This is a genomic window from Saccharopolyspora oryzae, from assembly GCF_027853915.1.
Classification (GTDB): Bacteria; Actinomycetota; Actinomycetes; order Mycobacteriales; family Pseudonocardiaceae; genus Saccharopolyspora; species Saccharopolyspora oryzae.
This window is the reverse complement of sequence record NZ_JAQGLA010000014.1, coordinates 76959-90800: the sequence shown is the minus strand read 5'-3', so window position 1 is coordinate 90800 and position 13842 is coordinate 76959. Positions and strand designations below refer to the sequence as shown.

Sequence of the window (13842 nt, the reverse complement as noted above, 5' to 3'; positions counted from 1 at the left end):
GTCACGGAATCGACCCAGCTCGACAGCACGTGATCGGGCTGTCACGCGATGGGGTGGGGGTGTCCGACACGCCGAAGCGATGTGGGGGGTCGACGGGGATCCGGTGGGACGTCGATAGCTTGAGGTCCATGCGGGTACTGCACACCTCCGACTGGCACGTGGGCCGGACGTTCCACGGGCGCGACCTGCTCGGAGATCAGGAGGCCGTCCTGGGCGGGCTGGCCGATCTGGTCGTCGAGGAGCAGGTCGACGTCGTCGTGGTCGCCGGGGACCTCTACGACCGCGCCGTGCCATCGGGCGAGGCCGTGCAGACCTGCGTGCGCGTCCTCGCGCGGATCCGCGAGGCGGGCGCCCAGCTGGTGGTGACCTCCGGCAACCACGACTCGGCCGCGCGGGTGGGCGCGTTCGCCGAGTTCGCCGCGGCCGGTGGCCTGCACCTGCGCACCCAGGTCGCCGGGTTGCACGTGCCGGTCGAGTTCGCCGACGAGCACGGCCCGGTCGCCGTCTACGGCATCCCGTACCTGGAGCCGGATCCGGCGCGCCGCGCGCTGCAGATCTGCTCGGACGTGCCGGGGGCCAGCGCGGAGATCGAGTCCCGCGGTCACACCGCAGTGCTCACCGAGGCGATGAACCGGATCCGCGCCGATCTGGCCGGGCGCCCCGCAGGAACGCGTTCGGTGGTGCTGGCGCACGCGTTCGTCACCGGCGGTGACAGCAGCGAGTCGGAGCGCACCATCGCGGTCGGCGGCGTCGAGCAGGTGCCGGGCTCGGTCTTCGACGGCGTGGACTACGTCGCGCTGGGCCACCTGCACGGTCCGCAGCGGATCGACGAGCACCTGCGCTATTCCGGCAGCCCGCTGGCGTACTCGTTCTCCGAGGCCAAGCAGCGCAAGTCGGTGTGGCTGGTCGACCTGGACGCCGACGGCCTCGCCGGCGTCGAGCGCCGTGAGCTACCGGTCCCGCGCCGCCTGGCCACCGCGCAGGGCGAGCTGGCGGACCTGCTCAACGAGCCCGAGCACGCCGAGCTGGAGGACTGCTACCTGTCGGTGACGCTGACCGACGAGGTCCGCCCGCTGGAGCCGATGCGCCAGCTCCAGCAGCGGTTCCCGCACGCAGTCCACCTGGAGTGGAAGCCTGCGACCGGCCGCGCGACCGCCCCGCTGCGCTACGCCGAGATCGTGCGGGGCCGCGACGACCACGCGCTGGCCGACCAGTTCGTGGCGGACTGCCGGGGCTCGGATCCCAGCGAATCCGAACGCGCGCTGATCGGCGAGGCGTTGCGCGCGGTCGCTGCCGCGGAGGGGACGCGATGAGACTGCACAGCCTGGAAGTCACCGCCTTCGGCCCGTACCGGGACCACCAGGTGGTCGACTTCGACGAGTTGGGCGCCGACGGCCTGTTCCTGCTGCACGGCGACACCGGCGCGGGCAAGACGACCCTGCTGGACGCGGTCGCCTTCGCCCTCTACGGCTCGGTTCCGGGCGCCCGCGGTCAGGTCAAGCGGCTGCGCTGCGACACCGCCGCGGCCGACGTGGCGACCACGGTGGTGCTGGAGCTCACCGTGCAGGGCCAGCGCCTGCGGCTGGAGCGCAGCCCCGAGTACGAGCGGCCGAAGAAGCGCGGCGACGGGTTCACCACGCAGCAGGCGAAGGCCTCGCTGACCTGGGTGGACGGCGCCCCGACCGAGTACCCGCCGGAGGGCCTGACCCGGATCGACGAGGTCGCGCGCACGGTCCAGCGGCTGCTGGGCATGACGGTCGAGCAGTTCTTCCAGGTCGTGATGCTGCCGCAGGGCGAGTTCGCCCGGTTCTTGCGCTCGGACACCGCCGAGCGCGAGCAGCTGCTGGAGAAGCTGTTCGGCACCCAGCGCTTCGGCGAGGTCGAGCGCTGGTTCGTGGAGCGCCGCCGGGAGCGCGGCCGGGAGGTCGAGGCGCAGACCCAGCAGGTGCGCGAGCTGCTGGCGCGGGTCTCGCAGGTCTCCGGTGTCGCACACGAGTCCGATGTGGACGATCAGAGCTGGTTGGAGGACATCGAGAAGACCGCGGTCCGCGAGCTGGAAGGCGCGCAGGCCGAGCAGTCCCGGCTGCGCCGCGACCGGGAGTCCGCCGAAGCAGCGCTGGCGGAACGCCGGGAGCTGGCCGACAAGGTGCGCCGGGTTCGTCAGGCGAACGCCACGCTCGCCGAGATCGGGGAGAAGCAGGCCGAGCACGACGCCTGGCGCGCGGAGCGGGAGGCAGCGCACCGCGCAGTCCCGGTCCTGGCCGCGCACCGTGCGGTCCGCCGTGCCGAGCAGGAACGGGAGAAGGCGAGCGCCGAGGTCGTCGCCGCGGCGACGCGGTGCGAGCTGGATGCGGAAACGCCGCTGGAAGACCTGCGTACCCGAGCCGGGGCGCGACGAGAGGAAGCCGGTGCCCTGGCGCACCTGGTTCCCGAGGCGCAGCAACAGGAAACCGACCGCCGCCGGGCGACCGAGCTCGCGGAGCAGATCACCCGGGACGAGCAGCGCGAGGCGAAGCTGCTCGAACAGCAGACGGCTCTTCCGGAACGCATCACCACTGCCCGCGAACAGGTCGAAGAGGCCAAGCACGCGGAACTCCGCCTGGAGAGCGTGCAGTCCAGGGGAACTGAGGTCGCAGCGCTGCTGAACGCCGCGCGCGAACTTCCGGCTGCGCAGCAGGCGCTCTCGACGGCGACGTCCAGCGCCCAGCAGGCGGTCGATGCGCACCAGCAGGCCCGCGACCTGCTCCAAGACCTCCGAGCCCGTCGTCTCGCCGGCATGGCAGCCGAACTCGCGACCCGGCTCGCCGCCGGTGATCCCTGCCCGGTGTGCGGCTCGGCCGAACACCCCGCACCAGCCGAGCCGATCGACGACCCGGTGCGCGCGGAGGACGAGGAGAAGGCCCAGCTCGACGAGCAGCAGGCCCACGCACGCCGCGAGAAAGCGGCGGTGGAAGTGCAACGGGCGCAGCAGAAGGTCGACGGCCTGGTGGAACGGCTCGGCGACCGCACCGAGTCGGAGCTCGCGGCCGAACTGGAAGAACTGCGAGCGGAGCGCGCCGCGTTGCGGAGCGCGGCGGAACAACTTCCGCAGCGCACCAATGGCCTGGCAGAGCTGGAAGCCTCCACGGAACGCTTGGCCGAGCAGCTGTCGCAACTGCGCACCGGCCTCGTGACCGCGCGTAGTGAGCACACCGCTCTGCTGTCCACAGTGGAAGAACGGGAGCTGCGGTTGCGAGAAGCGCGCGGCGACTTCCCCAGCATCGCCGACCGCCGCGCACATCTGCTCGACGTCGCAGCCCAGCTCGAACAGCTGGTAGCGGCCCGAACCGCCCGCGACGACGCCGCACGCCGCCTGGCCGAACAGCAGGAGGTCCTCGCCGAAGCCGCAACCTCAGCAGGATTCGACGACCCGGCCGCTGCCCTGGCCGCCGAGCGCAGCGAGGAACGGCTCACCCAGCTCACCGAGGCGCTAGCCGAGGTCGAAGAGCGCGCCGCAGGCGCCCGCGCAGCGCTGGCGAGCGCGGAGCTGGTCGGAGTCGACGGAACCGCCGAGGTCGGCCTCGAAGAGGCCACCGAGGCGGCGACCGTCGCGCGCGAAGCGGCGGAGCGCGCAGCTGCGTTGGCGCATCGCGCCGAGCAGCGGCAGCGCGACATCGCGCAGCTCGCGGAGCGCTTGCGCGGAGCGTGGGCGGAGCTCGGGCCGGCGTTGGCGGAGCACGCCGAGCTGGAGGCGTTGGCGGACGTGGTCAACGGCCGCGGGCAGAACGCGCGGAAGATGTCGTTGCGCGCGTACGTGCTGGCCGCTCGGTTGGAGGAGGTCGCCGTCGCGGCGACCCGGCGGTTGCAGCGGATGAGCGGCGGGCGGTACTCGTTCGTGCACTCCGATGCGGCCGGGGCGCGCGGTACTCGCGGTGGGCTCGGGCTCGACGTGCTCGACGACTACTCGGGCAAGATACGTCCGGCCAAGACCCTCTCCGGCGGAGAATCGTTCCTTGCCTCGCTCTCGCTGGCGCTCGGCCTGGCGGACGTGGTGGCGGCGGAGACCGGTGGTGCGCTGCTGGACACGCTGTTCATCGACGAAGGCTTCGGCACCCTTGACGCGGACACCCTCGACCTGGTCATGGACACCCTCGACGACCTGCGCGCGGGAGGCCGAGTGGTCGGCCTGGTCTCGCACGTCGAGGAGATGCGCCAACGAATCGGCGTCCGCCTCCGCGTCCGGAAGTCCCGAGAAGGCTCCACCCTCGAGCTCCAGACCTGATCGTGAGTACTTCGGGGTGCCAGAGCACCCCGAAGTACTCACGAGCTTTCTGGCTCAGGCCGCGGCTTCGTGGTCGAGGAGCCAGCGCTTGACGGGGAGGCCCCAGCGGAAGCCGCCCAGGGAGCCGTCGCTGCGGAGGACTCGGTGGCACGGCACGAAGAGCGCTGCGGCGTTGCGGGCGCAGGCCGAGGCCGCGGCGCGGACCGCTTGGGGGCGGCCGGCGAGCGCAGCGTACTCGGTGTAGCTCACCGGCTCTCCGGCCGGGACCTTGCGCAGGACTTCCCAGGCGTGCTCCAGGAACGGGCCCGAGCGCTGCCGCACCGGGATTCCGTCCACGGCGTGCAGGTCGCCGTCGTGGTAGGAGCGGATCGCGCGGGTCACGTCGCCGAGGTCGGAGGCCGCGACCGGGGCTTCGGGCAGCAGCGAAGGCGAGACCTGGGGGAGCAGTTCGTCGAGCTGGGCGGTCCAGCCGGACGCGAGCACGGCACCATCAGCATCGACCACGGCCGTGAACGGCCCGGTCGGAGTATCCACAGTGGACCACTTGATCACGATTACTCCTGGGTTCTTCTCGAGCGGGGATTCACGAAGCCTGCTGCAGCTGCGGTGACGTGGCCGCAGCCTCCCACAGCAGCACTCCGGCGTAGGAGCTCCACGGGCTCCACCGGCGGGAGTGTTCCTGGATCACCGCGGGGTCTTCGGACAGTCCGAGCGCCTCGGCGCCGCGGCGCAGCGCGAGGTCTCCGATGAGCAGCACGTCCGGTGCGCCGAGCACGCGCATGGCGACGTAGCTCGACGTCCACGGGCCGATCCCGCGGATCCGCTCCAGGTCGTGCCGCAGTTCCCCCTCGTCCCGGCCGGGGTGCAGGGCCAGCCGCCCCTCGGCGACGGCCGCCGCCACGTCGCGGACGGTCTCCGCACGCCGACGCGGACCGGGCAGGGCATCCACGACTCGTTCGGCGAGCACTTCAGCGGTGGGGAACAACGTGGTCACCGCATCCGGGTGCGGCAGCGGCTCGCCGAGGTCGGCGACCAGTCGTTCGGTGGTCTTGCGGGCGGCCGCGACCGAGATCTGCTGGCCGATCACCGCCCGGACGATGATCTCCAGGCTGTCCACGCTGCCGGGCACTCGAACCCCCGGCGAGCGGGCGATGGAGCTGCTCAGCAGCGGGTCGGCGCCGAGCACTTCGCGCACCGCGATCGGGTCCGCGTCGAGGTCGAGCAGGCGGCGCAGCCGGGACACCGCGCTGCCGAGGTCGCGCAGGTCGGTCAGCTGCAGGGTGCAGGCGACGTACTTCTCCTGCGGTCGCAGCGTCGCGACACCCGTCCCGTACGGCAGCCGCAGCGAGCGCGTGTAGTGGTCCGGCCCGGTGTCCTCCAGACCGGCCAGCGCGCGCTGGCTCAGGAACCGCAGCACCCCGGACGCATCGCACGGTGCGCGGAACGGCAGTCGCAGCTGCACGGTGCCGGCACCGCTCGGTGCGTCGTTGCGGCGGTGCGCTCGGCTGCGCATCTCCGTCGGCGTGGTGCCGAAGACCTCGCGCATGGTGTCGTTGAACTGCCGAAGGCTGGAGAACCCGGCAGCGAAGGCGACATCGCTGAACGAGATCGCGGTCGTCTCGATCAGGATCCGCGCCGAATGCGCGCGGTGCGCGCGGGCGAGGCCGAGCGGTCCGGCACCGAGCTCGGCGGTGAGCACCCTGGTCAGGTGCCGTTCCGAGTAGCCGAGCTGGTCGGCCAGCCCGCGGACCCCGCAGCGGTCCACCACGCCGTCGGTGATCAGCCGCATGGCCCGTCCGGCGAGGTCGGCGCGCAGGTTCCACTCCGGCGAGCCCGGCACGGCGTCCGGCAGGCACCTCCGGCACGCGCGGAACCCGGCGGCCTGCGCGGCGGCGGCCGTCGCGAAGAACATGCTGTTGCTGCGCTTCGGGGTCCGGGCCGGGCAGGAGGGGCGGCAGTAGATGCCCGTCGAGCGGACCGCGTGGATGAAGCAGCCGTCGAACCGCGCATCACGCGAGGCCACGGCCCGGAAGGCTTCTTCGGTTCCCACCAACATGCCTTCGATCGTGCCAGCGCCCAGCACCCGCTACTAGCGGAAAAAAGACACGGCCATCCGGGTGGGCAAATGGGCGTTTGATCCCTATCGTCGCATCATGGCGAATTCGAAGATCAAGCTCGTCACCGCCGCAGCCGGGGCCGCGTTCGCGCTGATGGTCACGGCCGGCTGCGACGGTTCGGCCCCCGCCCCGCAGCAACAGCAGGAGCAGGAGGAGGGCGGCCAGGACGGCCAGCAGGACGACCAGCAGGGCGGTCAGGACGACGAGCAGGGCGAGGACGAGGACGACAACTGACCCGCCCGACGCGGGCGCAGCAGTGCTCCTGCGCCCGCGTCGGCCGGGATCCACCTCACGACCTGCCCACCGGGGCCGATGCCGCTCTGATGCAGCACCTAGACTCCAGGGCGTGAGCCTCACCCTCGGAATCGTCGGGCTGCCCAACGTCGGCAAGTCCACCCTGTTCAACGCGCTGACCAGCAACGACGCTCTGGCGGCGAACTACCCGTTCGCCACCATCGAGCCGAACGTGGGCGTCGTGCCGTTGCCGGACGAGCGGCTGGACAAGCTGGCGGAGATCTTCGGCTCGGCCAAGACGGTGCCCGCCACGGTGTCGTTCGTCGACATCGCGGGCCTGGTCAAGGGCGCCTCCGAGGGGCAGGGCCTGGGCAACAAGTTCCTCGCCAACATCCGCGAGGCGGACGCGATCTGCCAGGTCATCCGCGTCTTCGACGACCCCGACGTGGTGCACGTCGACGGCCGGGTGGACCCGTCCAGCGACATCGAGACGATCAACACCGAGCTGATCCTCGCCGACCTGCAGACCCTGGAGAAGGCGCTGCCGCGGCTGGAGAAGGAAGCCCGCACCCACAAGGACAAGCGCCCGGCGCTGGAGATCGCGCAGCAGGCCAAGGAGATCCTCGACTCCGGCAAGACGCTGTTCGCGGCGGGCATGGCGGATAGCCCGGAGCTGCGCGAGCTGAACCTGCTGACCACCAAGCCGTTCCTCTACGTGTTCAACGCAGACGAGGGCGTGCTGAGCGACGAGTCGAAGCAGGCCGAGCTGCGCGAACTGGTCGCGCCCGGCGACGCGGTGTTCCTGGACGCCAAGGTCGAGGAGGAGCTCAAGGAGCTGGACGAGGAGTCCCAGCGCGAGCTGCTGGAGTCGATCGGCCAGTCGGAGCCGGGCCTGAACGCGATGGCCCGCGCCGGCTTCCACACCCTGGGCCTGCAGACCTACTTGACGGCCGGCCCGAAGGAAGCCCGCGCCTGGACGATCCACCAGGGCTGGACGGCCCCCCAGGCGGCCGGCGTGATCCACACCGACTTCGAGCGCGGCTTCATCAAGGCCGAGATCGTCTCCTTCGAGGACCTGGTCGCCTCGGGCTCGATGGCGGACGCCAAGTCCGCGGGCAAGGTCCGCATGGAGGGCAAGGACTACGTGATGATCGACGGCGACGTCGTCGAGTTCAGGTTCAACGTCTGATCTTCGAGGCGAACGAGCAGAAAGCCCCGGTCCGGCACTTGCCGGATCGGGGCTTTCTGCATCGAGCGGTGTCCGTGCTCAGGTCCTGTCGACGATCTTCCCCTCCCCGCCAGCATTCCGCGCTTGTCGACGAGGTTGCCGACTCTCAGGTGACGAGGGTTGACAGGGCTTGGGCGTCCGGGGTTCCGGGGTCGGCCGACCACAGGATGAGCTGCTGCCTCGCCGCGCCCGCGTAGGTGAAGGAGTCCCAGTTCAGGCGCATCCGGCCGGCCGTGGGGTGGATCATGACCTTGGCTCCGAAGTCCTGCTCGGCGACTCGGTGCTCGGCCCACCAGCGGCGGAAGTCGTCGCTGGCGATGGAGAGCCGGCCGACGAGCGCGGCCAGTTCCGGATCGTCGGGGTTCTCCGCGGCCTCGCGCCGGAGGATGCCGACGCAGGTGCGGGCGACGGACGCCCAGTCCTCGTACAGGTCCTTCACCTCGGGTGCGGTGAACGTGATGGAGACGTAGTTGCGGTCGGCGGCGGGGATCCGTGCGAAGTCGGTGATCAAGGCCGCTGCGGGGGCGTTCCAGGCGAGGACGTCCATCCTGGGGCCGAGGACGAGAGCAGGGAGGTCGGTGAGCTGGTCCAGCAGCAGCTGGAGCCGGTCGTGCGCGGCCTCGCGGCCGGGGGCGGACATCAGGTAGCCGCGGGCGTGGTTGAGGAGGTCCTCGGCGTAGGCCCTCTGCTCCGAGGACAGGGCGAAGGTCCGGCACAGCGTCTCGAAGACCTGGTCCGACGGTGCCAGGCGGCCCTGCTCGACACGCGTGTAGTAGTCGGTGCTGACCGCGGCGAGCTGCGCGACCTCTTCGCGCCGCAGCCCCGCGACGCGCCGCCGCGTGGAGGTGCTCACCACGTTGGCGGGGATCGCGTCCGGGGAGACCTCGCCGCGTCTGACGCGGAAGAAGTCGCCCAGGGCCTTGAGCTGGGGTGAGGACGGCATGGGGCGAGCGTAAAGCGGCCCCGTGCTGGTGTCCTGGGACAGATTCTTCCCAGGAAAGAACGTGGGCTGGTTCGGTCCCGCGCCGCGAGTGAGTGTGGATGCCACGACGGGGAGCTGCCCCGGAATCACTGAGGAGGCACCGTGGTCACCGGCACCATCGAGCACATCACGTTCCGCAATCCCGACATGCACTGGGACATCGCAGCGGATCTCCACTTCCCGCCGGACTTCGACGAGTCGAAGACCTACCCCGCGATCGTCGCGGCCCACCCGATCGGCAGCTGCAAGGAGCAGACCTCCGGAAGCATCTACGCCCCCGCCCTCGCGGAGGCCGGGTACGTGGTCATCGCGTTCGACGCCAGCTTCCAGGGCGCGAGCGGCGGCGAGCCGCGGTTCCTCGAGGACCCCGCCCAGCGGGTCCAGGACTTCAGCCGCGTCGTCGACCACCTCGTCACCCTTCCCCACGTCGATGCCGACCGGATCGGCGTGCTCGGCATCTGCGGCGGTGGCGGGTACACGCTCGCGGCAGCGAAGACCGAGAAGCGCTTCAAGGCGGTCGTTTCCATCACCGGAGCGAACTTCGGACGGCTCCAGCGGGAGATCGCGGGCCAGAACGGCGGCGTGCTCCAGGCGCTCGGCGCGATCGCCCAGCAGCGCACTGCGGAGGCGCGCGGGGAGCAGAGCGCGGTCAACGGGTTCCTGCCGGAGACGGCCGAGGCCGCGCAGCAGACCGGGGACATCGACATCATCGAGGCCTTCGAGTACTACCGCACCGATCGCGGCCAGGCGGAGCACGGCTGCGTCCTCTTCGAGGTCGCGCACGGCACGGCAGCGCTGGGATGGGATGCGTTCCACCTGGCCGAGGAACTCCTCGACCAGCCCCTGCTGATCGTGATCGGTGACGAGGCCAAGCAGGGCGCGTTCGGCGCCTACCGCGACGGCCACGAGATCTACGAGCGGGCTGCATCCACCGACAAGGAGCTCCTCGAGATCGACGGTGCTTCGCACTACGACCTGTACGACCGCCCCAACGGGGCGGGAGAGGCGCTGAAGGCGGTCATCCCCTTCTTCGCGGACAAGCTCTGACCCTCCGGTGCGTGGCGCTCGATCGGATCGGGCAGGAAAGATCGGGCGTGCCCGGTCCTCCCCTCGTGAGAATCGATGGCGAAGGGAGCAAACGTGATCGAGATCCTGAACCACCTCGTGTCCGAGGTGGAGGAGCGCCTCAGCGAGGAGCTCGACGTCGCCGAGCTCGCCAGCCGGTCCGGGACGACCGAGTACCACGTGCGCCGCATGTTCTCGTCCCTGGCCGGGATGCCGGTGTCCGAGTACGTCCGCCGGCGTCGCATGACGGTCGCCGCCGCCGATGTGATCGGTGGTGACGATCTCCTGACGATCGCCGTCCGGTACGGGTACGGCTCGACGGAGGCGTTCGGCCGGGCCTTCCGAGCTGTGCACGGCACGCGGCCCGCCGACGTTCGTCGCGACGGTGGCCCCCTTCGAAGCCAACCGCAACTCAGGTTCCGCCTGACCGTCGAAGGGAGCACCTCCATGGACGCACGAATCGTCGAACAGCCGGACTTCCGCCTCATCGGACACGCGGCACGCGTGCCGCTCATCTACGAGGGCGTGAATCCGCACATCCAGGAGCACATCGCTTCACTACCCGCGAACGAACACGAACGGCTGAAGCAGTTGGGCAACACCGATCCGGGCGGACTGCTGCAGGTCAGCGCCGACGTCGACCCCGACTACGCGGAGGGCAGCGAGCTGACCTACCTGCACGGTGTGGCGGTGAGTGCGGACACGCCGGTCCCGGACGACCTCGATGCGATCGAGGTGCCGACCGGCCAGTGGGCGGTGTTCCGCACCTCGGGCGAGCACCCGAAGGCGCTCCAGGACGCGTGGGCGGCGACCGCGACCGAGTGGTTCCCGTCCAACCCCTGGCGGCTGCGCGCAGGACCGTCGATCGTCTCGGTGCTCGACCGGGCCGACGACTTCAGCACCGCGACGTGCGAGCTGTGGCTCCCCGTCGAACGTAGCTGAAGCAGGTGATCGCGGGGATGGACTGGGAACCTTTCCGATGGTCCGTCCCCGTGGTCCCCGTGTGGGGCACCGCATCAAGCAAACGGCTGCCGAGGGCCGGTCCGCTCATGGGGAGAGGCGTGATCGAGTCGGCGGGACCAGGCCACTTCGCGTTGCAGCTGTCCTGATTCGACGAACAACCGGACCTGGTGGGCGTCGGGCAGCACCGCGGCGAGTTCGTCCCGGTTCGCGTGCTCGAAACCGAGCTTCTGCCAGAACGGTCCGGAGCGACGGCTGAACAGCCATGCCGATTGCGCACCTTCTCGTGCTGCTGCGTCGAGCGCGAACCTGGCGAGCGCCGAGCCGTATCCGGCGCGTCTCGCGCTCGGGTGAACCGCGACGCTTCGGATGAGCGCGTGGCGGCGGTCCGCGCTCAGCTCGAACCCGGTGCTCCCGGTGATGCGCCCGGCTCCATCCCGGTCGATCCACAGGAAGACATCGGGGGAGTCGAGTGCGCTCAGCGTCAGGTCGACGTCCTGGAGGAACGCGGTCAGCCCCGCGACGTGCTCGTCCTCGACGCGGACGAGCGACGATGCGATGCGCTCGACCTCGGTTCGGCCGACGTCCTTCGCTGGCAAGGAAACCTCCCGGTAATCACCGATGCCCGCCTGGAAATCCTAGTGGCACGGCGCGTCAGGACTCCGTGGCCGCGAGGTAGGTGGCGAGGGCTGTTCTGGTTTCTTGGAGGCAGGTCAGGCGGTCGTCGAGGGCTGTCAGCTCCGCGCGGAGGGTGGCCAGGAGGTTCGGGCACGGTTCGAGGACCGGGAGTTCCCCGCGGGCGCAGGGGAGGACCGTGCGGATCGTTTCCGTGTTCAGGCCCGCTGCCAGCAGGTTCCGGATCTGGGCGACGACGGTGACCGCGTCGGGCTCGTAGTAGCGGTAGCCGCTCGGCGCTCGCCGCGTGGTGAGCAGGCCCTGCTGTTCGTAGTAGCGCAGGAGGCGTTGGCTGACCCCGGTTCGGCGGGACAGCTCTCCGATCTTCATGAGATCCGGCTCACGCGACGTTGACTCTGCCATCGATGTCAGACTTTAGCGTCTGCGGCATGAGAAGCAGCGGTTGGACCCTGGCGGCCTTGCTGGCCTGCGTGTTCGCCATCGAGTCCGCGGAGTACGCAGTCCTCGGGGTGCTCCCCGACATCGCCGGAGATCTCCGGGTTTCGGTCGGGACCACCGGCCTGCTCGTCACCGGCTACGCGCTGACCGTCGCTGTCGCCGGGCCCGCGGTCACCGCGCTGACCACGCGGGTGCCGCGGAAAGCGCTGCTCATCGGCATGATCGCGATCTTCACCGCGGGCAACGTGCTGGCGGCGCTCGCCGGTGCTTTCGGGCTGGTGCTGGTCGCCCGGATCCTCGCGGCGCTGGTGCACTCGACGTTCTTCGCGGTGGGGCTGGTGCAGGCCGTGTCGGTCGTCGGGGCCGAGCGCCGGGGTCGGGCGATCGCGGTGGTCAGCGCCGGGTTGAACCTGGCGACCGTGCTCGGTGCGCCGCTGGGCACCTTCATCGGGCACGAGTTCGGTTGGCGGGCCACGTTCTGGGCGATCGCGGTGGTGAGCCTGGCCGCGATGGGGCTCATCGCCGTCGCGGTGCCCGCGTCGAGCGCGACCGGTCCCGATTCGGTGTGGGCCGAGATCAGGGCGCTGGTCAGCCGCGAGGTGTTCGTGGTCGTCGTGATCACGGTGCTCACGCAGATCGCGCTGTTCACGCCGTACACCTACATCGCCACCATCCTCACCGAGGTGTCGGGGTTCGCCGCCGGGGCCGTCGGCTGGTTGTTGATGGCGTTCGGGGGCGGCGGACTGGTGGGGAACGTGATCGGTGGCCGGTTGGCCGACCGGTGGCCGTGGGGATCGGTCCGCGGCCTGCTGGCCGGAATGGCTTTCGTGCTAGGGGTTTTCGCGCTCATCGTGCAACACGGCGGTGCTGCTGCCGCAGGTGTTCTGGTGCTCGGCGTGGTGAGTTGTGCGCTCATCCCGGCGTTGCAGGCGCGGGCGTTCGCGGCGGCTGCGGCGGCGCCGACGTTGACGGTCGCGGTGAACACCTCGGCGTTCAACCTCGGGAACGCGGGCGGCGCGTGGATCGGTGGCCGGGTGCTCGACGGCGGTGCGTCGCCGCACTGGTTGATCGGAATCGGGATTCTCGCCGCTGTCCTCGCCTGGGTGGCGACGGCTGCTGTGCGGCGAAATGTTGGAGTGGAAGGAAGAACTGATGTCGCTGTCGTTTGAGGTCCGCGGATCGGGTCCCGGGTTGCTGCTCGCGCACGGCGCGGGCGGGTCGGTCGCGGCGAACTTCCCGTTCATCGACGAACTGGCGAAGGAGCGAACCGTCGTCGCGCCGGACTACCCGGGATCGGGCGGGACGCCGAAGGCCGAGCGGCCGTTGGAACTGGACCGGCTGGTCGACGACGTCGTCGCTGCTGCCGTCGACTCGGGGGTGGAAACCTTTGCGGTGCTCGGGTATTCGATGGGCACGGCGGTCGCGGTTCGAGCCGCCGCGCGGTATCCGGAACGGGTGAGCGCGCTGGTGCTCACTGCCGGACTCGCCCGAGGTGACCGGCACTTCCACCTCAACCTCGACGTCTGGCAGCACCTCCTGGACGACCGGGAAGCGCTCGCGCGGTTCTTGCTGCTGAACTGCTTCGGGCCGGAGGCGCTGAACTCGCTCGACGGCTGGGACGAGGTGCTGCGCGGGACGGCGGACGGGGTGCCGGCCGGAACAGGCGACCACATCGACCTGCTGCGCACCATCGACGTCCGCGCCGACCTGCCCGGGATCTCCGTGCCGACGCTGGTCGTCGCGACGACCCAGGACACGCTGGTGCCACCGCACCACTCGCGCGAACTGGCGGCGGCGATCCCCGGTGCGAAGCTCGTGGAGGTCGAGTCCGGGCATCTCATCGGCGCCCAGAACCCCGGCGCCTGGCTCGCGGAGATCCAGGACTTCCTGGGCTGAGGAGCCGGCGTTTCTGCTGGTCAGG

The 13842-nt window shown here is 70.6% G+C and carries 13 protein-coding genes; 8 read left to right on the top strand and 5 right to left on the bottom strand.

Features of this window, described 5'->3' with window-relative positions; translation table 11 throughout:
• Positions 1-128: 128 nt before the first annotated feature.
• Both OU415_RS12675 and OU415_RS12670 read left to right on the top strand, forming a co-directional pair.
• Positions 129-1313, top strand: coding sequence for an exonuclease SbcCD subunit D (locus tag OU415_RS12675; protein WP_270948877.1), 1185 nt, complete (start codon positions 129-131; stop codon positions 1311-1313).
• Complete coding sequence (locus tag OU415_RS12670; protein WP_270948876.1) at positions 1310-4261, top strand: AAA family ATPase; 2952 nt, start codon at positions 1310-1312, stop codon at positions 4259-4261. The genes OU415_RS12675 and OU415_RS12670 overlap by 4 nt, the downstream gene beginning before the upstream one ends.
• A gap of 54 nt (positions 4262-4315) precedes the next feature.
• Here the strand turns inward: OU415_RS12670 and OU415_RS12665 are convergent, their stop codons facing one another.
• Both OU415_RS12665 and OU415_RS12660 read right to left on the bottom strand, forming a co-directional pair.
• Positions 4316-4816 carry a methylated-DNA--[protein]-cysteine S-methyltransferase gene (locus OU415_RS12665; RefSeq protein ID WP_270948914.1) on the bottom strand — a complete coding sequence of 167 codons (501 nt, stop codon included), beginning with the start codon at positions 4814-4816 and terminating at the stop codon, positions 4316-4318.
• Positions 4817-4844: 28 nt separating this feature from the next.
• On the bottom strand, positions 4845-6317 hold the full coding sequence (locus OU415_RS12660) for a DNA-3-methyladenine glycosylase 2 family protein (RefSeq protein ID WP_270948875.1): 1473 nt from the start codon (positions 6315-6317) through the stop codon (positions 4845-4847).
• A gap of 97 nt (positions 6318-6414) precedes the next feature.
• On the opposite strand from OU415_RS12660, the gene OU415_RS12655 reads away from it, so the two are divergent.
• Together OU415_RS12655 and ychF are read left to right on the top strand one after the other, a co-directional pair.
• Positions 6415-6612, top strand: coding sequence for a hypothetical protein (locus tag OU415_RS12655; RefSeq protein ID WP_270948874.1), 198 nt, complete (start codon positions 6415-6417; stop codon positions 6610-6612).
• A gap of 112 nt (positions 6613-6724) precedes the next feature.
• The gene (gene ychF / locus OU415_RS12650) at positions 6725-7801 is read left to right on the top strand and encodes a redox-regulated ATPase YchF (RefSeq protein WP_270948873.1); all 1077 of its coding nucleotides are present in this window, start codon (positions 6725-6727) and stop codon (positions 7799-7801) included.
• Positions 7802-7946: 145 nt separating this feature from the next.
• On the opposite strand, the gene OU415_RS12645 is transcribed toward ychF, so the two are convergent.
• Positions 7947-8783 (bottom strand): helix-turn-helix domain-containing protein, encoded by an 837-nt coding sequence (locus tag OU415_RS12645; RefSeq protein ID WP_270948872.1) that lies wholly within the window; start codon positions 8781-8783, stop codon positions 7947-7949.
• A gap of 141 nt (positions 8784-8924) precedes the next feature.
• Between OU415_RS12645 and OU415_RS12640 the strand changes: the two genes are divergently transcribed.
• Both OU415_RS12640 and OU415_RS12635 read left to right on the top strand, forming a co-directional pair.
• The gene (locus tag OU415_RS12640; RefSeq protein WP_270948871.1) at positions 8925-9869 is read left to right on the top strand and encodes an alpha/beta hydrolase; all 945 of its coding nucleotides are present in this window, start codon (positions 8925-8927) and stop codon (positions 9867-9869) included.
• A gap of 93 nt (positions 9870-9962) precedes the next feature.
• Positions 9963-10829, top strand: coding sequence for an AraC family transcriptional regulator (locus OU415_RS12635; protein WP_270948870.1), 867 nt, complete (start codon positions 9963-9965; stop codon positions 10827-10829).
• A gap of 74 nt (positions 10830-10903) precedes the next feature.
• Here the strand turns inward: OU415_RS12635 and OU415_RS12630 are convergent, their stop codons facing one another.
• On the bottom strand, positions 10904-11446 hold the full coding sequence (locus OU415_RS12630) for a GNAT family N-acetyltransferase (RefSeq protein WP_270948869.1): 543 nt from the start codon (positions 11444-11446) through the stop codon (positions 10904-10906).
• Between the two features lie 55 nt (positions 11447-11501).
• Complete coding sequence (locus tag OU415_RS12625) at positions 11502-11852, bottom strand: MerR family transcriptional regulator (protein WP_270948868.1); 351 nt, start codon at positions 11850-11852, stop codon at positions 11502-11504.
• Between the two features lie 59 nt (positions 11853-11911).
• On the opposite strand from OU415_RS12625, the gene OU415_RS12620 reads away from it, so the two are divergent.
• Complete coding sequence (locus OU415_RS12620; RefSeq protein ID WP_270948867.1) at positions 11912-13090, top strand: MFS transporter; 1179 nt, start codon at positions 11912-11914, stop codon at positions 13088-13090.
• Positions 13074-13817, top strand: a complete 744-nt coding sequence (locus OU415_RS12615) for an alpha/beta fold hydrolase (protein WP_270948866.1) — start codon at positions 13074-13076, stop codon at positions 13815-13817. The genes OU415_RS12620 and OU415_RS12615 overlap by 17 nt, the downstream gene beginning before the upstream one ends.
• Positions 13818-13842: the final 25 nt, after the last annotated feature.